The sequence below is a fragment of the Mesorhizobium intechi genome, from assembly GCF_002879535.1.
Taxonomy (GTDB): Bacteria; Pseudomonadota; Alphaproteobacteria; order Rhizobiales; family Rhizobiaceae; genus Mesorhizobium; species Mesorhizobium intechi.
The window spans coordinates 1-19,516 of sequence record NZ_PNOT02000056.1 but is presented as its reverse complement, the minus strand read 5'-3'; the positions used below and the strand labels follow the sequence as shown (position 1 = coordinate 19,516).

At 65.1% G+C, this 19,516-nt stretch carries 19 protein-coding genes; 11 read left to right on the top strand and 8 right to left on the bottom strand.

Annotated elements, in window-relative coordinates:
- The 3 genes from C1D09_RS05105 to C1D09_RS05095 all read right to left on the bottom strand — a co-directional run.
- Positions 1-919 (bottom strand): transketolase family protein (locus C1D09_RS05105; protein WP_143973284.1); only part of this gene is annotated, 919 nt, incomplete at its 3' end.
- A complete protein-coding gene (locus C1D09_RS05100) occupies positions 916-1,764 on the bottom strand; it encodes a transketolase (protein WP_143973283.1) in 849 nt (282 codons plus the stop codon). The genes C1D09_RS05100 and C1D09_RS05105, both read right to left, overlap by 4 nt.
- A gap of 4 nt (positions 1,765-1,768) precedes the next feature.
- Complete coding sequence (locus C1D09_RS05095; protein ID WP_143973282.1) at positions 1,769-2,563, bottom strand: SDR family NAD(P)-dependent oxidoreductase; 795 nt, start codon at positions 2,561-2,563, stop codon at positions 1,769-1,771.
- A 119-nt stretch (positions 2,564-2,682) separates the two neighbouring features.
- Between C1D09_RS05095 and C1D09_RS05090 the strand changes: the two genes are divergently transcribed.
- The 11 genes from C1D09_RS05090 (at position 2,683) to C1D09_RS05040 (ending at position 15,943) form a co-directional block, all read left to right on the top strand.
- Positions 2,683-3,903, top strand: coding sequence for a mandelate racemase/muconate lactonizing enzyme family protein (locus C1D09_RS05090; protein ID WP_167514495.1), 1,221 nt, complete (start codon positions 2,683-2,685; stop codon positions 3,901-3,903).
- Between the two features lie 138 nt (positions 3,904-4,041).
- On the top strand, positions 4,042-6,426 hold the full coding sequence (locus C1D09_RS05085) for a thiamine pyrophosphate-dependent enzyme (protein ID WP_246135658.1): 2,385 nt from the start codon (positions 4,042-4,044) through the stop codon (positions 6,424-6,426).
- A 34-nt stretch (positions 6,427-6,460) separates the two neighbouring features.
- Entirely contained in the window at positions 6,461-7,471 is a 1,011-nt protein-coding gene (locus C1D09_RS05080) for a C-terminal binding protein (protein WP_143973279.1), read from the top strand.
- Positions 7,468-8,193 (top strand): E3 binding domain-containing protein, encoded by a 726-nt coding sequence (locus C1D09_RS05075; protein ID WP_143973278.1) that lies wholly within the window; start codon positions 7,468-7,470, stop codon positions 8,191-8,193. Before C1D09_RS05080 ends, C1D09_RS05075 begins: the two co-directional genes overlap by 4 nt.
- A gap of 82 nt (positions 8,194-8,275) precedes the next feature.
- Positions 8,276-9,040, top strand: a complete 765-nt coding sequence (locus C1D09_RS05070) for a GntR family transcriptional regulator (RefSeq protein WP_095773141.1) — start codon at positions 8,276-8,278, stop codon at positions 9,038-9,040.
- Positions 9,041-9,302: 262 nt separating this feature from the next.
- Positions 9,303-10,367: a substrate-binding domain-containing protein gene (locus C1D09_RS05065; protein ID WP_246135657.1), complete on the top strand. Its 1,065-nt coding sequence runs from the start codon at positions 9,303-9,305 to the stop codon at positions 10,365-10,367.
- A 57-nt stretch (positions 10,368-10,424) separates the two neighbouring features.
- A complete protein-coding gene (locus C1D09_RS05060) occupies positions 10,425-11,492 on the top strand; it encodes a substrate-binding domain-containing protein (protein ID WP_143973277.1) in 1,068 nt (355 codons plus the stop codon).
- 68 nt (positions 11,493-11,560) lie between these two features.
- A complete protein-coding gene (locus C1D09_RS05055) occupies positions 11,561-13,063 on the top strand; it encodes a sugar ABC transporter ATP-binding protein (RefSeq protein WP_246135656.1) in 1,503 nt (500 codons plus the stop codon).
- A 2-nt stretch (positions 13,064-13,065) separates the two neighbouring features.
- Positions 13,066-14,094, top strand: coding sequence for an ABC transporter permease (locus tag C1D09_RS05050; protein ID WP_143973275.1), 1,029 nt, complete (start codon positions 13,066-13,068; stop codon positions 14,092-14,094).
- Positions 14,091-15,059, top strand: a complete 969-nt coding sequence (locus C1D09_RS05045) for an ABC transporter permease (protein WP_143973274.1) — start codon at positions 14,091-14,093, stop codon at positions 15,057-15,059. Before C1D09_RS05050 ends, C1D09_RS05045 begins: the two co-directional genes overlap by 4 nt.
- Before the next feature lie 2 nt (positions 15,060-15,061).
- Positions 15,062-15,943 carry an SMP-30/gluconolactonase/LRE family protein gene (locus tag C1D09_RS05040; RefSeq protein ID WP_143973273.1) on the top strand — a complete coding sequence of 294 codons (882 nt, stop codon included), beginning with the start codon at positions 15,062-15,064 and terminating at the stop codon, positions 15,941-15,943.
- A gap of 65 nt (positions 15,944-16,008) precedes the next feature.
- Here C1D09_RS05040 and C1D09_RS05035 read toward each other — a convergent pair whose 3' ends face one another.
- The 5 genes from C1D09_RS05035 to C1D09_RS05015 all read right to left on the bottom strand — a co-directional run.
- Positions 16,009-16,224, bottom strand: a complete 216-nt coding sequence (locus C1D09_RS05035; RefSeq protein WP_143973272.1) for a hypothetical protein — start codon at positions 16,222-16,224, stop codon at positions 16,009-16,011.
- Positions 16,221-16,976 carry a COG4280 domain-containing protein gene (locus C1D09_RS05030; RefSeq protein WP_143973271.1) on the bottom strand — a complete coding sequence of 252 codons (756 nt, stop codon included), beginning with the start codon at positions 16,974-16,976 and terminating at the stop codon, positions 16,221-16,223. The genes C1D09_RS05035 and C1D09_RS05030 overlap by 4 nt, the downstream gene beginning before the upstream one ends.
- Positions 16,977-17,151: 175 nt before the next feature.
- Positions 17,152-17,781: a phosphonate metabolism protein/1,5-bisphosphokinase (PRPP-forming) PhnN gene (phnN, locus tag C1D09_RS05025; protein WP_167514494.1), complete on the bottom strand. Its 630-nt coding sequence runs from the start codon at positions 17,779-17,781 to the stop codon at positions 17,152-17,154.
- Positions 17,778-18,932 carry an alpha-D-ribose 1-methylphosphonate 5-triphosphate diphosphatase gene (locus C1D09_RS05020; protein ID WP_143973270.1) on the bottom strand — a complete coding sequence of 385 codons (1,155 nt, stop codon included), beginning with the start codon at positions 18,930-18,932 and terminating at the stop codon, positions 17,778-17,780. Before C1D09_RS05020 ends, phnN begins: the two co-directional genes overlap by 4 nt.
- Before the next feature lie 35 nt (positions 18,933-18,967).
- Positions 18,968-19,516: DUF1045 domain-containing protein (locus C1D09_RS05015; protein WP_143973269.1), on the bottom strand; the 549-nt coding region annotated here is incomplete at its 5' end.

Below are 19,516 nucleotides of genomic sequence, written 5' to 3'. Positions count from 1 at the left end.
GCGCGCCGCATTCGATGTAGCGGTCGGGCAAGCCGATGCGGGTGACTTTCTTGGCGATGCCGGCGTCGAACAAGGTTTCGACAACGAGACTGGCCAGGCCGCCGACGACAACATGGTTTTCCGCGGTGACGATGTGGCTGACGCCAGCCGCGAACGCGACCGCGGCCTCGACGTCGAACGGTTTGATGGTCGGCACGTGCAGCACGCCGGCGGAGATGCCTTGTTTTCGCAACGCATCCGCCGCATCCAGTGCCCGCTCCGTCATGAAGCCGGTCGAGATGATGCCGACATCGGAACCGTCACGAAGCTGCCGCGCCTTGCCGATTTCGAAACGATACCCGGCTTCGAATACCACTGGCACGCTGCCACGCAGCAGCCGCATGTAAACCGGCCCGTGACGCTCTGCGATCGCCTCGGTCGCCGCTTCGATCTCGGTCGCATCGCAGGGGTCGATGATTGTCAGGCCGGGGATCATGCGCATCAGCGCCAGATCCTCGATCGCCTGATGCGTGCCGCCATAGCCGGTCGTCAACCCCGGCAGCCCGGCGACGATCTTGACGTTGAGGTTGGAGTGGGCGAGCGCGATGGCGATGAAATCATAGGCCCGCCTTGTCGCGAACACGCCATAGGTGGTGGCGAACGGCACCTTGCCGGTACGCGCCAGCCCGGCGGCGACAGCGACCAGGTTCTGCTCGGCCATGCCGACATTGAAGAAGCGCTCCGGGAAAGCGTCACGGAACGGCAGGATATCGGTGTATTTGCCGAGATCGGCGGTCAGCCCGACAATTTCGGGACGGCTCTGACCAAGCCGCGCCAGCGCGTTGCCAAACGGCGCCTCCACACTCTGCCGGCCACCGCGAACCGCTTCGTCCTGACCCATGGCCAGCGTGCGGCCGGCCTCCGTCGCGGCGCCGTTCATTGGGCTGCTCCCACGGTCTTTTCGAACTCGGCGATGATGCCGTCCCATTGCGCCACATCGATGCGGAAGAAATGCGATTTCTCGGAGGTTTCGATGCGCGCCACGCCCTTGCCCGGCAATGTACGCAGCACGATCGCCTTCGGCTTGCCGTTGCGCTCCCGCGCCTCGGCCAGTGCGCCGACCACCGCCTTCATGTCGTTGCCGTCGATCTCGGATGTTGCCCAGCCGAAGGCCCGCCATTTGTCGGCGACCGGCTCCATGTCCAGCACGACAGGGCCGTCGGCCTGGATGCCGTTGCAGTCGACCAGCGCCACCAGCCCGTCGAGCTTGAAATGGCTGGCCGACATCGCCGCTTCCCAGGTCGAGCCTTCCTGCATTTCGCCATCGGACAGTTCGACGAAGACGCGGGCCTCGGATTTGTCGATCCGCAGGCCCAGCGCCTGGCCGACGCCTTGCCCCAGGCCATGGCCGAGCGAGCCGCCGATGACCTCGACACCTGGCGTCGTGTCGAGCGTCGACATTTCCAGCCGGCTGTTGTCGGCGCCATAGGTGGCAAGTTCCTCGACCGGGATGATGCCGGCCTCGGCCAGGGCTGCCCACAGCGCGATCGAATAATGTCCGGTCGAGAGCAGGAAGCGGTCGCGCTCCGCCCACGCCAGATTGTGCGGATCGTAGCGCAGCTCGTGGAAATACAGCGCGGCCAGCACATCGGCGATGCCGAGCCCCTGGCCGATATAGCCCTGGCCCTGGCCGCGCGCCATCGTCAGCATGTGGCGGCGCAATTGCATCGCCTTGCGTTCGAGCGCGCCGATATCGGCGCTGCCGGGTGGGGAGTTTCGCAGCATCTGATCAGTCCTTGTCGAGCCCGCCCGACATGTTGAGCCGCTCGGCGGTCATGTATCTGGGCGCATCGAGGCAGAGCCAGACGACGGCTTCCGCGACTTCCGCAATTTCTGCGCGGCGGCCGAGCGGGATGCGGCGGGTGCGCTCGTCGAGGAAGGCCTGCAGGTCGCTGCGGCCATTGGCACGGGCCAGGTCGACCTCGGTCGAGCGCTGCATTTCGGTGTCCATCATGCCCGGGGCCAGGCTGTTGACCAGCACACCATAGGGCGCCAGCGCCACCGCTGCGGCGCGGGTGATGGAATCGACTCCGGCCTTGCTCGCCGTGTAGGCGGTATAGTCGGGCAGCGCCATGCGCGAACCCGGCGAGGTGATGTTGATGATGCGCCCCGAACGCTGCTCGCGCATCACCCGCCCGGCGGCCTTGCAGGCCATGGCAAGCGCCGTGACATTGAGCGCCAGCGTGCGCGTCCAGGCCTTGAAGGTGGCGTCGAGGAAGGGCTCGATTACGCCATAGCCGGCATTGTTGACGAGGATGTCGATGCCGCCCCAGCGCGCCACCACTTTCGCCACCGCCGCCTCCGGCTCGCCTTCCCCGGTGAAGTCGCTGACGATGCTTTCGCTTTCCGCGCCGGTTTCGCCGACCAGCCTGGCGGTCTCGGCAAGTCCCTCGCCATTGATGTCGGTGACCGCGACAACACAGCCGCGCCGCGCCAGCTGGATGGCCACCTCGCGACCGAGGCCGCCGGCGGCACCGGTGACGAGTGTTCTTCGTGGCGGCGCATTGTGATTTTCGGCTGGCAAGAAGATACCTCTCCCGATGGCCATCTTGACGCGATTGATACCGGTACCATAAAGAGCTGTCAACGGCGGTGTGCTATTGTCCCGTCGACCGCATGGTTCGTTGCAATGGGGAGAAACCAATGAAAGTCGTCGCGCTCGAGACGCTGCAGCTGGCGGAATTCCCCTTCCTGTTCTGGTTGCGCGTCCACACCGATGCCGGCCTGATCGGCACCGGCGAGACGTTCTGGGCGCCGGGGCCGGTCGCCGCCTACATCCACGACAATGTCGCGCCCTACCTCCTCGGCAAGGATCCGCGCGACATCGAGCTGCATGATCGCACGCTGGGCAGCGTCTATGTCGGCGCCCGCGATTCCGGCGCCGAGCTGCGCGGCAATTCCGCCGTCAACATCGCGCTGTGGGATATTTATGGTCAGGCGCTTGGTGAGCCGGTCTGGCGGCTGCTTGGCGGGCGCACCCACAAGAGCGTGCCGATCTACAACACCTGCGCCGGCTACAAGCATGTCCGTGCCACCAAGAGGAACGCCCTGTTCGAGCGCGGCGAGGACTGGTCGCTCAAGGCTGGCGATTCCAACGAAGGCCCGTACGAGGACCTGCTCGCCTGGCGCTACAATGCCGGCGATCTCGCCAGGAGCCTGAAATCCGAAGGCATCGGCGCGATGAAGATCTGGCCCTTCGACATCGCCGCCGAGGCATCGAATGGCACCCGCATTTCGCTGGCCGACCTGGACAAGGCATTGGAGCCTTTCCAGAAAATCCGTGACGCTGTCGGCCGCGACATGGAAATCATGGTCGAGTTGCACGGACTGTGGACCTTGCCGCCGGTGCTGCGCATCGCCGAGGCGTTGAAAGTCTATGACGTCGCCTGGCTGGAGGAGCCGATCCGTTACAATGAGCTCGACGCCATGGCCGAGCTTGCCCGCCATACATCAATACCGATCGCGGCCAGCGAGCGCCTCGCCTCGCGGCAGATGTTCAAGCAACTGATCGACAAGCGCGCGGCCAGCGTGATCATGATCGATCTCGCCTGGTGCGGCGGCCTCTCCGAAGCGCGCAAGATCGCCAACATGGCCGAGGCCAGCGAACTGCCCGTCACCTTGCACGATTGCACGGGGCCGATCGTCTATGCCGCCAGTTGCGCGCTGTCGGCGACCTTGCCGAACGTCAACTACCAGGAGGCGGTGCGCGCGTACTTCACCGGCTGGTACACCGAGATCGTCGCCGACATTCCGCCGGTCAAGGATGGTCGCGTCGCGCCGCTTGAGGGGCCGGGGCTGGGTCTCAACCTGCGACCGGAGCTGTTTCAGCGGTCCGACGCGACCGTTCGGATCACCAGACTCTAGCCATCGCGCAGCTCGGTCCGAAGCCAGTAGACATTATGCTATTATAATCTATGATGCGGCGCAGCGAGCGGCCAGCAAGCTCGCCGCCGACGCCTTGGCGCCCGGCGTCAGACGCATTTCAGGGAGGCTTTGGTGGCAATGTCCGCGGCGCGCGCACGCGACGATTTCAAGGGCGCTCCAAACCTGCCCGATCCAAAAATCCTGCTCGATCTGTTCGAACGCATGGTGCTGTTGCGCCGTTTCGAAAGCATCGCGCAGATCGCCTGCCGCAAGGGCGAAACACCCGGCTTCCTGCATCTCTATATCGGCGAAGAGGCGACTGGCGTCGGCGTCTGCGCGCATTTGCGGCCAACCGACTGGGTGACATCGACCCATCGCGGCCACGGCCATGCGCTGGCCAAGGGCGCCAATCCCGGCCGGGTGATGGCCGAGCTGTTCGGCAGGGTTGACGGCATTTGCGGCGGCCGTGGTGGCACCATGCATCTTTACGACCGCTCGGTCGGCCTGTTCGGCACCAACGGCATCGTCGCCGCCGGCATCGGTCATGCCGTCGGCATCGGCATGGGCGCCCGCCAGCAGGGCCGCGACGATATCGGCGTCGCCTTCTTCGGCGACGGCGCTGCCAACCACGGCGGTTTCCACGAGGCGCTCAACTTCGCCGCCGTACAGCGGGCGCCGGCGATCTTTATCTGCGAGAATAACCTCTACGCCACGGCGACGCCGCTGAAGTCGATCACGCTGAACCCGGAGATCGCCACCAAGGCCGCCTCCTACGGCATGCCTGGGGTCGCGGTCGACGGCAACGACGTCTTCGCCGTCTGGCTGGCGATGAAGGAGGCCACCGAGCGCGCCCGTTCCGGCAAGGGGCCGACGCTGATCGAGGCCAAGACCTACCGCACCGTCGGTCACCATGAGGGCGATCCCGTCATCGGCACCTATCGCACGCAGGAGGAGCTCGACGCCTGGATCAAGCGCGACCCCATCGACATGTTCCGCAAGAAACTGATCGAGGACTATGGCATTGCCGATGCCCAAGCGCTCGCGGCAATCGAGGCACGGATCGAGAAGGTGGTCGAGGAGGCGCTGAGCTTCGCCCGCAATTCGCCCGAGCCCGATCCGGCGACGGTGCGCCTGCATGTCTTTGCCGACCCGATCAATCCGCCCGCCGCCTTGGCTTGGCGCGCCGCCGGCGACACGAAGACGCAAGGCTGGCTCGAGGCGGTGCGCGACGGCATTGCCGAGGAGATGCGCGCCAATCCGGCGATCCTCTATTTCGGCGAGGGCACCGGTGAGCGCGGCGGCAGTTTCGCCCACACCAAAAACCTCTGGCAGGAATTCGGCGCCGAGCGCATGGTCGACACGCCGATCTCCGAGCAGGGTTTCACCGCCGCCGCCGTCGGCGCCTCGGCCACCGGCGCGCGCACCGTCTCGGACCTGATGTTCGCCGACTTTGCCTTCGAGACCGCCGGGCAGATCTTCCTGCAGGCGGCCAAGCTGCGCTACATGACCAGCGGCCTGATGAGCGCGCCAATGGTGGTTCGCGTCGGTGCCGGCGCGCTGCGCAGCTCCGGGCCGCATCACAGCGGCATCTATCATCCGGTCTTCGCCCATATGCCAGGCCTTATCGTCTGCGTGCCGTCGACCCCTGCCGACGCCAAGGGCCTGATGAAGACAGCGCTCAGGGCCGGCGATCCCGTCATCATGCTGGAACCCAAGGCGCTGTTCGCCTCCAAGGGCGAGGTGCCGGTCGGCGAGCATTTTGTGCCGTTCGGCGTCGCGCGCATTGCGCGGGGCGGCACCGACATCACGATCGTTGCCGCCGGACAGATGGTGCAGCGCGCGCTGGAGGCAGCCGAGGCGCTCGCCGCCGAAGGCATCGAGGCCGAGGTGATCGATCCCCGCACCATCATGCCGCTCGACATCGACGCCATCGTCGCCAGCGTGCGAAAGACCCATCGCCTGCTCATCGTCGACGAGGCATGGGCGATGTGCGGCCTTGGCGGCGAGATCGCCCAGGCCATCAACGAGCTCGCCTTCGACGAGCTCGACGCCCCACCGGGAAGGCTGCACACCGCACCGACCTCGCATCCATTCGCGCCGGTGCTGGAACGCGCCATGCTGGTCGACACGGCGCGTATCGCGCAGGGCGTGCGCGACGTCATATCGGGCCAACCGCCGGTGCCGGACCATTGGTACACGGTCGGCCTGAAAAGTGCTGCGCCGGCTAAGCCAACGCCTGCTCCCGCCAGATCTTTGCCCGCCGCTTCAACGGCTGCCGCTCCCAGCGATGACGAGCCGGTGACCATGCCGTTCGGCGATCTCACCGTCAGCGAAGGCACCGTCGTCAAATGGCTGAAGGCGGTCGGTGATCAGGTCAGGGAAGGCGAACTGATCGCCGAGATCGAGACCGACAAGGCCGTGGTCGAGATCGAGGCGCCGGTCAGTGGCACGCTCAACGCCATCGATCAGCCGGTCGGCGCCGTGGTGCCGATGGGCGGCCGCATCGGCGGCATCAAGAAATAACCGATCACCGAATTTGAATTCCGAAGGGACTGGCATGAAGATCCTGTGCGCCAACTGGCAAGCCGCCGACGAGGCCGAACTCGAGCGGCAGCATTATCCCGAAATCGAGTTCATTCTCGCCCGCTCGACCAACGACAAGGCAGCCGCACTCGATCCTGCCGTCCGCGAGGTGGTCGACGCCGTCATCAACTATTCGCCCACCCACAATGTGGCCGCCGCGCCACCGGCGTTTCCCAAGGCGCGCATAGCCGTGCGTTCCGGCGTCGGCTTCGACAACATCGATACGGCGGGCTGGGGTGCGCGCAAGATTCCGGCTTGCAACGTGCCGGACTATGGCACCACCGAGGTCGCCGATCACGCCATCGGCCTCATGCTGGCGCTGACGCGCGGCACATCGGCCTATGGCGCCGAGCTTTCCAACCATGGCACCGAAGGCTGGCATTTTTCCAAGGCGCCGCTGGTACGCCGGCACAAGGGCGCCACTTTCGGCATTGTCGGTCTCGGCCGCATCGGACTTGCGACCGCCCGTCGCGCCGCCGCCTTCGATATGAAGGTGGTGTTTTACGACCCGCATCTTCTGTCCGGTGTCGACCTGTCGACTGGCTACGAACGTGTCCATTCGCTCACTGAATTGATGGAGCGGGCGGATGTGGTGAGCGTCCACACGCCGCTCAGCGAGGAGACCCGCAAGCTGCTTGACGCGTCCGCCTTCGCCGCCGCCAAGCCAGACCTTGTTCTCATCAACACCGCGCGCGGTCCGATCGTCGATCTCGACGCGCTGGAAGCGGCGATGCGCGAGGGCATCGTCGCCGGCGCCGGCCTCGACGTCTTGCCCAACGAGCCCGGCGATCTCGATCATCCGCTGCTCGCCGCATGGCGCGCCCGAGAACCTTGGATCGCCAATCGGCTCATCGTCACGCCGCACGCCGCCTTCTACAGCCCGGCGTCGATGCGCGACCTCCGGCTGAAGTCGGTCGAGGTGGTGCATGCCTATCTCGCCGAGGGCCGGCTGACCAACTGCGTGAATTCAGAGTATCTGAAATGAACATCGCCACTGCGCGGACCCGGCTGGCGGTTTCGCCCTATGCCCGCCGCCTGGCGCACGAACGTTCCCTGCCGCTCGAAACACTTCGCGGCAGCGGTCCTGGCGGACGCATCCTGGCCGCCGATGTGCAAGCCTTCGTACCGGTTGCCGCGCCGCTCGTCTCGCCCGACGCCGTCGCCCCGGCAGCGGCCCTGTCCCCAACCGCGCCCCGGATCGCCGCCTTTGCCACCTCCGTTGCGCTTGGCGCGCTGCGAGACCTGCTGACGGCGCTCGAGAACTCGGGGCATGTGTTCGCCCTCGACGACGTGCTGCTGCGTGCCGCCGGTCGGGCATTTGCCGATATGCCGGAGGCAGCCAGGTTCGGTGGCGCTTCCGTGGCGCTGGAACTGGCAGGCCGGCAAGCCGTATTCGCCATGATCCCCGAAATGCCCCTGACATCGCTGCGCATAATGCGGCTTGCGGCATTGGCCGACAGCAGGGATGAGACAGAAACCCCAGCGGCCCTATCCCTGCGGCTGCTGCCGGCGAGCGACATCAGGCCGATGATGATGCCGCTCCTCGCTGGCCGTGCCATGCGCCTGACCGTTTTGCCCGAGACGCCGGGCGACCACGCCGAATGCCTGCTGACGATAGACGCGGCGAGTGTTGACGAGGCGGCTGCCGCCGAATGGCTCGCGAGCTTGAGATCGGCGATCGAACAGCCGCTTCGGCTCTTTGTCTGAGGCGGTTTATCGTCAACAGCCTTGCCTAGCCTCGGGCGCAGGAAGCTATTATAAAAGCTTCGATACAGACGCGACGAGGCACATGGACCACCCCACCATAGACAGTCTTCCCAGGCGCACGCTGGGCCGCGCCAACGGGCCGCTTTACCGCCAGCTCGCCGACATTCTGCGCGAGCCGATCGGCAATGGCACCTTCCCCGTCGGCGGCGAGCTCCCGAAGGAAGCGACCATTGCCGAGCATTTCGGAGTCAGCCTGATCACGGTTCGCCAGGCGCTACGCGATCTCGAGGCCGACGGGCTGATCCGCAAGCGCTCGGCCAAGCCTGCCGTGGTCGCGGCGCGTAGCCCCTCGGTCAATCTGAGCTGGAAGTTCAAGAATTTCGCCGACATGGCGGCCTTCACCAAAGATGCCGAGCTGACGGTGAAATCCTACCGCAAGGAGGTTTCGCCCGTGCTCCAGCGCCATTTCGGCATGGGCAAGGACGAGGCCGGCTATTGCCTGCGCAGCGTGCTGTCGATCGGCGAACAGCGCAAGGCGCAGATCACCACCTATTTCCCGCCCGACATTGGCGCGCGCCTGAAGCGGGAGGATTTTTCCGACGTGCTGATCTTCCGTTCGGTGCAGAAACATCTCGGCCTGCGGCTCGACGTGGCGCATGTGACGGTGCGCGCCGAGATCGCCGACGAGGCGGTTGCCGCCGACCTCGGCATAACACTCGGCAGTCCGGTGCTGACGGTGGAGATGCTCTACCAGTCGGCGGATCAGCGCAGCATAGAATTCTCCGTCGCCCGCCACCCCGCCGATATCTTCAGCATCACTTACGACGCCCCGAACGACCTGTCCTGAAGCGCGCCGGCGGCGGTATTTTCTGCTGGCATCGCATAGACAGGCTCATAAAATTATAATAGCATGATAGCTAGGCTGAAGTGCCGGCCGCGGGAGACGTCGCAAGAGAGGAACTCCGGCGAATTCGGCTCTCGGACGCCGACTTTGGGACGTCCGGGCAAATTGACAACAGCGATTGGTACCGGTATCAATTCTCCGTCTTCATCCGACTAAGATGGCGCAGTCCATCACCGGCTGGGCAGGAAATGCAGGGAGGAAGACCATGAAACTAAGGAGCTTGAGCGCCTGCTGCGTGGCGCTTGCCGGGCTCGCGGCGTCGATGGCTGCGATGCCGGGCCATACAGCGACCCACAAAACGTACACCATCTATCTCTCGAACAATTTCGTCGGCAATGACTGGCGCCAGCAGATGGAGCGCGTCGCCAATGTCGCCGTCAACAAGGGGCCGCTGAAGGGTCGCGTCGACCTCAAGATCGAAAATGCCGAGAACACCGTTCAGGCGCAGATCAATTCGCTGAACAACATCATCCGCCAGAAACCGGCTGCCATCCTCATCGATGCGTCGTCGGCCGAGGCGCTCAATCCCACCATCAAGAAGGCCTGCGACGCCGGTATCGTCGTCGTCAGCTTCGATCAGACCGTGTCGGCCGAATGCGCCTACAAGCTGCATTCCGATTTCGACATCATGGCCAACAACCAGGCCGAATGGATGGCCTCCATCCTTGGCGGCAAGGGCAAGGTTTTCATGGATCGCGGCCTCGCCGGCGCGCCGATCTCGGAACAGTTCGAGAAGAACTTTGGCGCCGTGCTGAAGAAATATCCCGGCATCGAGATCGTCGGCTATTTCAACGGCAACTATGCCGCCGGGCCCGAGCAGGAAGGCGTGGCCAGCCTGCTTGCCGCGCATCCGCAAGTCGACGGCATCTTCTCGCAGGGCTACGGCACCGGGGCCATCAAGGCGCTGCAGAATGCCGACCGGCCGATGGTGCCGATCGTCGCCGCCGCTTTCAACGGCACCGGTGTCACCTGCGCCGAGACCAAGGGCGCCAAATGCTGGCTCGGCGCCAATCCGCCGTCGCTGTCGGCCGAAGCGATCAAGCTCGCGGTCGACATATTGGACACTGGCAAGAAGCCCGCCGACACCACCGTGCTGTTCAATTCACCCGGCCTGACCACGGATATGGTCGACGCCAAATACGCGCCGAATTCCTCGGCGGTGAAGATCGAGCTCGGCAAGACCGTATTTCCAGATCTCGCGCCAGGGCTTTCCCTGCCGGTATCGCCGAGCTGGGTGGAGATTACCCCCAAGGAGGCCTCGGGAACCTGATTTGGTGATTGCGATGCGCCACATCGGGCGCGAAACGAAAAACGGGAGGAGAAAATCATGAAATCACTGAGCCGTAACATCGGCCTTGCAGCCTTTGCCGCAACAATGGTGGCTGCCGGCATGCAGACTGGCCACGCCGAGGGGAAAAAAACCTACACCATCTATCTTTCGAACAATTTTGTCGGCAATGACTGGCGCCAGCAGATGGAGCGCGTCGCCACCGTCTCGGTCAACAAAGGACCGCTGAAGGGCCGCGTCGACCTCAAGATCGAGAATGTCGAGAACACCGTCCAGGCGCAGATCAACTCGCTGAACAACATCATCCGCCAGAAGCCGGACGCCATCCTCGTCGATGCCGGTTCGGACTCGGCCTTGAACCCGACCATCAAGAAGGCTTGCGACGCCGGCATAGTCGTCATCTCCTTCGACCAGGTGGTGACCGAACCCTGCGCCTATGCCGTCGCTTCCGACTGGGACCGCATCCCCTCCGTCATGGCCGAGTGGATGGCCACGCAGCTCGGCGGCAAGGGCAACATCATCCTCGACCGCGGGCTCGCCGGCGCGCCGATCTCGGCGCAGCTGCAGGGCGGCTATGAGAAGGTGCTGGCCAAATATCCCGACATCAAGGTCGTCGGCTACTACAACGGCAACTACGCGCTTGGTCCGGAACAGTCGGGTGTCGCGGCGCTGCTTGCCGCCAATCCGAAGATCGACGGCATCATGACGCAAGGCTATGGCTCTGGCGCCATCCAGGCGCTGAAGGATGCTGGCCGGCCTATCGTCCCGGTCGTCGGCTTCTCCTACAATGTCGCCGCCGTCACCTGCGCGCAGACGCAAGGCGCCAAGTGCATCCTGGGCTCCAACCCGGCCTACCTCTCCTCGGAGGCGATCAAGCTGGCGGTCGACATTCTCGACACCGGCAAGAAGCCGGCCGAGCGTTCCGTTTCGGTCAAGGGCGATTTCGTCACCACCGATCCGTTCGAGTCCAAGCTCTATCCGGGCACCAAGATGATCAAGATCGCCATTGGCGAAAATGCCTTCCCGGATCAAGCGCCCGGCCTGACCCTGCCGATCACGCCCGACTGGGTCGAGATCACCGCTGCGGAAGCGGCCGGCAGTAAGTAACATCCACTGACCACGACCCTGTCTCCCGGCATCGCGAGATGTCGGGAGAGCTTTTCGAAAGCGCATGCATGGATCTCGTCACTGTCAACGGCCTGTCCAAACGCTATGGCGGCATTGTCGCGCTGAGCGAGGCGACATTCAGTGCCCGCGCCGGCGAGGTGCACGCCCTGCTTGGCGAGAACGGTGCGGGCAAGAGCACCTTCATCCAGATCCTGTCGGGCGCCGTGCGGCATGACGGCGGTTCGATCCTGGTGGATGGCCAGGACTATCGCCCGGCCAATCCGGATGCGGCGCAGGCGCGCGGCATTGCCGCCGTCTTCCAGGAACTGTCGCTGATCCCCGATCTCAGCGTCGAACAGAACATCTGGTTCCGCCATGAGCCGCGCACCTGGCTTGGCACCGTCAATCGCACGGAGATGCGCCGCAAGACCCTGGCGCTGCTGGAAAAATACAGCTTTCCGGCGCTTCGCCCTGACCAGGAGTTGCGACGCCTGACGCTGGCCGAACGGCAGATCGTCGAGATCGCCAAGGGCCTGGCCAAGGATCCGCGCATCCTGATCCTCGACGAGGCGACCTCCGCGCTGCCGGCGCGGGAAGCCGAATGGCTGCTGAAGCTTACCCGGCAGCTCGCCTCTGAAGGCAGGCTGGTCATCTTCATCTCGCACCGCATGGCCGAAGTACGCGCCATCGCCGACCGGCTGACCATCTTCCGCAATGGCAGCACCGTTGCCGCGCATGAGGCCAATGCCGTGTCCGACAATGAGATCGTCACCCAGATGATCGGCCGCCATCTCGACCGGCTCTATCCCGAGCGTGTATCCACCGCAACCGATCGCATAGCGCTCGGTGTAAAGGGGTTCTCGAGCGGCAGCCGGCTTTCCGGCGTCGACTTCGCGCTGCGCGAGGGCGAGGTGCTCGGCGTTGGCGGTTTGCAGGGCCATGGCCAGCGCGAACTGTTTCAGGCGCTGTTCGGTGCCACCAGAGCGAGCGGCTCGATCGAACTGTGGGGCAAGCCGGTCTCGATCGGCAATCCGCGCCAGGCGCTGACCGGCAAGGACGGCATCGCTCTGGTGCCGGAGGACCGGCGCGGCCAGGGCCTGCTTTTGACCAAGAGCGTGCGCGAGAATTTGACGCTGTCGGTCATCAAGCGCTTCACCGAAAACGGCCTGCTCAGCCGGCAAAAGGAAGCAGCGCTCGTCAAGGAAATGGTCGATTTCCTGCGTATCAAGGCCGGCACGCCGGAACAGCTTGCCGGCACCTTGTCGGGCGGCAACCAGCAGAAAGTGATCTTCGGCAAGATGCTTTTGACGCAGGCGCGCGTGCTGTTGCTCTACGATCCGACGCGCGGCGTCGATGTCGGCACCAAGGGCGAGATTTTCCAGCTCATGCGCGACCTCGCCGCCAGGGGCTATGCGATCCTGTTCCATTCCAGCGACATGCCGGAACTCGTCCATGTCGCCGACCGCGTGCTGGTGGTGCGCAACGGCCGCATTGCCGCGACGCTGGAGGGGGATCACATTTCGGAGGAGGAAATCCTGCGCGCCGCCATGCTTGAAACCAGGGCGGCCTGATCATGGTGATGTCCGTGGAGCAGACTGTGGAGATGGCGCAGAGGCCGACCGAAACGAAGCTCCCCAAGCCGGCCATCGAATTGCGCGGCCGCTTGCTCGACCGCGCGCCGTTCCTGGTCGCCTGCCTGATGCTGGCCTTGATTGTCGGCATCTATGGCAGCCTGCAATCCGGTGTCTTCTCGCTGGACGAGCTCAACCTCGACACGGCGGCGGCGATGACGCTGATGCTGGCGGCGACCGGGCAGACCATCGTGCTGCTGCGCGGCGGCATCGACCTGTCGATCGGCGGCATGATCGGCCTCGGCACTGTGATCGCGGCGACGCGCTTTACCGACGATGCGTCGACCACGGCACTTTGGGCGCTGATCATCCTGGCGCTTGGCTTCTCGATTGGAGCGCTCAACGGCCTGCTGATCTCGCTGCTCAGGCTGCAGCCCTTCCTGGTGACCCTCGCCACCTGGTCGATCCTCAATGGCGTCGCCATGATCATCCTGCCGACAGATGGCGGCAGCATTCCCTCATGGTGGGTCGGTTTCGCATCCGCGCAGCTCCTCGGCCTGACCAGCCCGGTCTGGATGCTGCTGGCGCTGCTGTTGTTGTGGTGGTGGTTTCGCGCGACGCGGGTCGGCATCGCCATCCAGGCGACCGGCTCCAACGAAAAGTCAGCCTTCCTGTCCGGTGTCTCGATCGCAAGGGTCAACCTCGTCACCTATGGCCTGTCCGGCCTGTTCGCGGCCGGTGCGGCGCTGTTCCTGGTGACGCAGACCGGTGCCGGCTCGCCCACCATCGGCAAGGATTATATCCTGCCGTCTGTGGCGGCGGCGGTCATCGGTGGCGTCAGCCTGTTCGGCGGCCGCGGCCACCTCGCCGGCACGCTGATCGGCGCCTTCGTGCTCACCCTGATCGGCAATCTGGTCTTCGTCCTGCATGTGTCGAGCTATTGGCAGCCCGTCGCCTCCGGCGTCATCCTGTTGCTCTCGGTGCTGGCCAGTTCCGTCGCGGAGAAAGCCGCAAGGAACCGTGTCCAATGAGCGCTTTCCTCGCCCGCAACCGCCTCATCGTGCTCGCCTATGCCGGCATGGTGCTGCTGCTCCTGGTCACGGCGTTGTTCTCGCCGGGTTTCCTGTCGGTTTCCAACATGCGCTCGACCGTCGTGCTGGCCGCCTTCGTCGGCATCGTCGCGCTCGGCCAGACCTTCGTCATCATCGGCGGCGGCATCGACCTGTCGGTGCCCTGGGTGCTGAATTCCGCCGCCATCATCATGGCGCTGCTGTGCGGCGGGCAGGACCTGCCGCTGGTCTGGGTCATGCCGCTGCTGCTCGCCGGCGGCGCCTTCATCGGCCTCATCAACGGCATCGGCGTTGCTCAGTTCGGCGTGCCGCCGATCATCATGACGCTGGCCACAAACGTGATCCTGCAAGGCCTGATCCTGGTGCTGACCGGCGGCTCGCCCACACCATCGGCGCCGGCCCTGATCCAGTTCCTGTCGGTGGGGCGGCTCGGTGGTTTTCCGGTCATCGCGCTGATCTGGCTGGCGCTGACCCTGGTGGCGACACTGCTGCTCTCCAAGGCGGCGTTCGGCCGCCATCTCTACGCGCTCGGCACCAGCGCCACGGTCGCCGAATTCTCCGGCGTGCCGACGGCACGCACCACCATCCTCACCTATGTCATCTCAGGCCTCACCGCCGCCTTCGCCGGCATGCTTTTGACCGGCTATTCCGGCCAGGCCTATCTCGGCATGGGCGACGCCTATCTGTTCACCTCGATCGCGGCGGTAGCCATTGGCGGCGCCTCCATCCTCGGCGGCAGCGGCCACTATCTGGGCACCGTCGCCGGCGCCATGGTGCTCACCATCCTGACCGGTCTTTTGCCGGCGCTGAACCTGTCAAGCGGCGCTCTGCTCATCGTCTATGGCGCCGTGATTCTGCTCACGGTCTCGATCGGCAGCGAGACCTTCGCCGGCCTCGGCGGCAGGCTGCGCGGAAAAGAGGGCTGACCATGATCGAAATCACTTGTGTCGTCGATGCCAGGGCCGAACTCGGCGAAGGCACGCTCTGGGATCCCAAGGCCGGCGTGCTGTGGTGGATCGACATCTGGAAGAAGCTGATCCATCGCTACGATCCAGCGACCGGCAAGGACGAGGTCTTCGAGACACCGGAATATCTCGGCTGCCTCGGCCTGCGCGAAATGGGCGGCCTTGTGCTGACCATGGCCAACGGCTTTCACTTCTTCGACCCGGCGACCGGCACGTTCGAGGCGATCGTCGACCCGGAAGCGCATATGCCGAATACCCGTTTCAACGACGGCAAGCCGGACCGTCAGGGCCGCTTCTGGTCGGGCTCGATGTTCGAGGCGCCGGGTCAGCCGATCGAATTCATCGGCGCGCTTTATCGGCTCGACGCCGATCTGTCGGTGCACAAGATGATCGACGGCATCGGTTGCTCCAATGGGCTCGCCTGGAGTCCGGATTCGAAGACCATGTATTTCTCCGACAGCCATGCCGGCGCGGTATGGGCCTATGATTTCGATCCCGTCACCGGCGATATCGGGAACCGCCGCACCTTCATCGACATGACGGCAACCGGCGGCGTCGCCGACGGCGCCACCGTCGATGCCGAGGGCTGCTACTGGGTGACGATCCCGGTGACCAGCAAGGTCTGCCGATATGATCCCGATGGCGAATTGATGCAGACCGTGGTTTTGCCGACCGACTTGCCGACGTGCTGCGAATTCGGGGGCAAGGACCTCGACATCCTTTATGTCACGTCAGCCGTGCTCAGGCGCCCGGCCAGCCACTTCGTCCGCCAGAAGAATCCGGGTGGATTGTTCGCGCTCGATGTCGGCGTCAAGGGGCTGACCTTGCCTGCGTTCAAGGGATAGCCCGTGTCGCTCGGGTATCGTTTCGCTATCGCAACGATAGCGAGGTAAAATACATATTGGCCGTCTCACCGTTTGATCGTGCGTGCCGCGCGGCCAACGCTTTGCAGCAGGATGGCGAGGCAGCCGACCAGCAGCAGCGCACCGCCGAGCAGCGGCGGCAGGGCCAGCAGCTTCACCGCCGTCGCGACGGCGGCCACCAGCACCAGCGCCAGCAGCGCCAGATTGCCGTCATCGACGAACATGCCGAGGAATTCCCTGGCGACAAGACGAATGACGTTCATCGGGCGAGCCTTCTGGCTGATACGGGATAGGTGCCGCGCAACCAGCGCACCATGGCAAGGGACGCCAGCGCGACGATGGCGAAGATGGCGAGCAGAGCGAGGTCGGCGCCGGGCCAGTGGGCGCCGATGCCTTCGCCGGTCCAGAAAATGCCGAAGCTGGTCAGCATCAGCCCGACCACGAATTTGAGGGCATTCTCCGGCACACGCGCCAGCGGCCGGTGCACCGCCAGGCCGACAACCATCACCATGACGAAGGCCGCCAGCGCGCCCAGGCTGGCGTAGAGCGTCTGCCCGTGCGCCGCGCCGACGGCAATGACGATGAACACCACTTCGACGCCCTCGAGCAGCACCGCCTTGAACGAGGCCAGGCCGGCGAGGTAGTCGGCGCGGCGGTCATTGGCCTGCCGGTTGAGGATGGCGGTCTCCTGAGAGAAAGCCGCCTCCTCGTCATGCAGCGCAATGACGCCGACGCTGCGCAGGATGGCCTTTCGCAGCCAGCGCATGCCGAACAGGATCAACAGCACCCCGACGGCGAACTGCAGCATGGTGATCGGCACCAGCGCCAGCAGCGGTCCAAACGCCAGCACCAGCGCCGCCAGCAACGCCAGCGCCAAGGCGGCGCCCGTCAGCGCCGGGCGCCAGCTGCGTGTGACGCCGACCGCGAGCACGATGGTGAAGGCTTCGACGACCTCGACGAAGGAGGCGAGAAATGCCGCCGTGACCGTCGGGAGGATGGGCGTCAGCGTCTGCATAAAGCTTCCCGTCCTGTCTCGTTCGCCCCGGATTCTCTGAAAGGGTGTTCCAGGTCGCGCAGCCCGGAATCACTTGCGCGGCCAGCACTACATAGCGCTCCGCGGGCAACGGGAAAGCAAGTGGGCCTCGAGCCGACCGGGCGCAGACGTTGCCGCTGCAGGATACACGCTTAAATCAGATCAGGCCCGATATGTCGGAGAAGGCCATGGCCTTGCGCAGCAGCTCGGCGAAGCGCTCGCCGGCCACTTCACGCGGGCCGCTATTGTCGATCGTGGTCACGCCGGGGCCGGTCAAGGTCACATTGGCGCTGCGCGCCAGGCGCGCCAGCACTTCGCCGCGCGACTCGCGGCCGCGCATCGCCAGCCGCTCGGCCAGCACGTCAGGCGAAGCGGTGATCTCGACAATGGCCAGATTGGCATATCGCTCGCGCAAGGCGGGAATGATCGCACGCGACACGTTCGCCACCGCCACATGGCCATTGGCGACCGACCAGTCGAGATCGGCCGGCAGGCCGTAGCGCAAGCCATGCGCTTCCCAGGAGATGGCGAAGGCGCCATCGGCCTCGGCCTCGACGAAGGCGGCGTCGGCGAGCGTATCGTGATCCTCGCTCGCCGCATCGCTCGGCCGGGTGATGACGCGTCGGACGAATTCCAGCCGGGTCTCATCGGCGAAGAGGGTACGGGCGTAGCCGATCACAGTGTCCTTGCCAGCCCCGCTTGGCCCGACGACGGCGACAAAGACGCCATGGCGCACAGGAAATATTTCAGCGGACAGTTCACGCTCGATCAAGGCCGACACCATCATGCGACCCGGCGTCCCTGCCGCCAGACGGTGCGCACCACCGGAACATGGTCATCGACACGCACGCGCACCAGGTCGGCGCGGCGGCCCTGTTCGATGATGCCGCGGTCGGTCAGGCCCACGGCCTCGGCCGGGTTCTTCGAAACCATGGCGACCGCCTGCGGCAGCGAAATCCCTTCGACCATGTCGCCGAGGAAGAAGGCCGACTGGATCAGGCTGAAGGGAATATAGTCTGATGACAGGATGTCGAGCAGGCCGTCGCCGGCCAGCGTGCGCGCCGAGACATTGCCCGAATGCGAGGCGCCGCGCATGACGTTGGGCGCACCCATCAGAACGCCCAGCCCCGCGGCCTTCGAAGCACGCGCCGCTTCCTCCGTCGTCGGGAACTCGGCAACGCGCACGCCCTGCTCGATCGCTTCGTCGACATGGCCCGAAGTGGCGTCGTCATGGCTGGCGAGCACGATGCCGCGCTCATGGCAGGCAGCCGCGATCACCGCGCGGTTCGGCGCCGAATAGCGCGCCGATTCCGCCATCCGCTTCTCGCAGAACAGTTGGAAGTCGCGGTCGGTCAGCTTCAGCTTGCGCTGGTAGTAGTAGGCATAGGTTTCGAGATTGACGAACTGACGCTGGCCGGGCGCATGATCCATCAGCGAGGCCAGCCTGACCCGGTCGTCCCGGTCGAAATCGGCGAAGGCCTGCAGGCAGTCCGGCGCCGAAACCTCGCAGCGCAGATGCAGGAAGTGATCGGCCCGCAGACGATCCTGTGTGACGCTGTCCTCGATCGCATCGGCCAGCTTGCGGATATCGGCCACGGTGAGATCGGCGTCCTCGTCCATGCCGACGCGCAAGGCGTCGAGCACGGTGGTGATGCCGGCGGTCGCCACCTGCGCGTCATGGGCAAGCACGGCGGCGATCGGGTTCCAGCGCACCTTAGGCCGGGGTGCGTAATGGCCTTCCAGGTGGTCGGTGTGCAGCTCGACCAGCCCGGGAATGACATAGTCGCCGCCCATGTCCTCGCCCGCCATGCTCCTGCTGCCGTGGCTGCTGCCTGCATCGATGCCAGCGATAAAGCCGTCACGCAGCAGCAGCGACCCCTCGACGATCTCGTCGGCAAGCACGATGCGGGCATTGGAAAGAACGGTCTCGGCGGTCATTTCGGGCAGTCCTTTGATTCTTCGAACAGGGTTGTTCAGGCGGTTTTCCTTGCCGGGCGGCGTCCCAGCGCGTGCTGCGAAAGCACCATGAACGGCGCGCCCGGTTCGGGTTCGACAAACAGCGTCAGCGCGTCGACCAGCACCGGCTGCCGCAGCACATCCGCGAACAGGCTGTCGATTGCCGTGCGCAAACGAGGGCTTTCCTGTGGCCCGGCGCGGCCCGAAAGCGTCATGTGGAAGCGGAAGGTCTCGTAGACATAGGGGTAGCCCCACTGGCAGAGATTACGGAACTCGGCCGGCTTCAGCGAATCGGGGCTCCGCCGCTCGATCTCGGCCTCGGTCAGCGGCGCGCGAAAGCGGTCAAAATCGCGCACAACGTCGTCGGCGAAACGGTTGAGCGGCGGCACCGGTCCCTCCGGCACCAGCGCGAAGAAGCTGTCGATCTGGCTGACGACGAGACGCGGGATCGTCACGACAGGCGTCGCCTCGGCAAAACGGTCGATTGCGGCGCGCAACGAAGTCTCGGTCTCGTTGGCGGCCAGCCGGAAGGGCGCCTTCAGCGTCGCGTGGAAGCCATAGCGGCG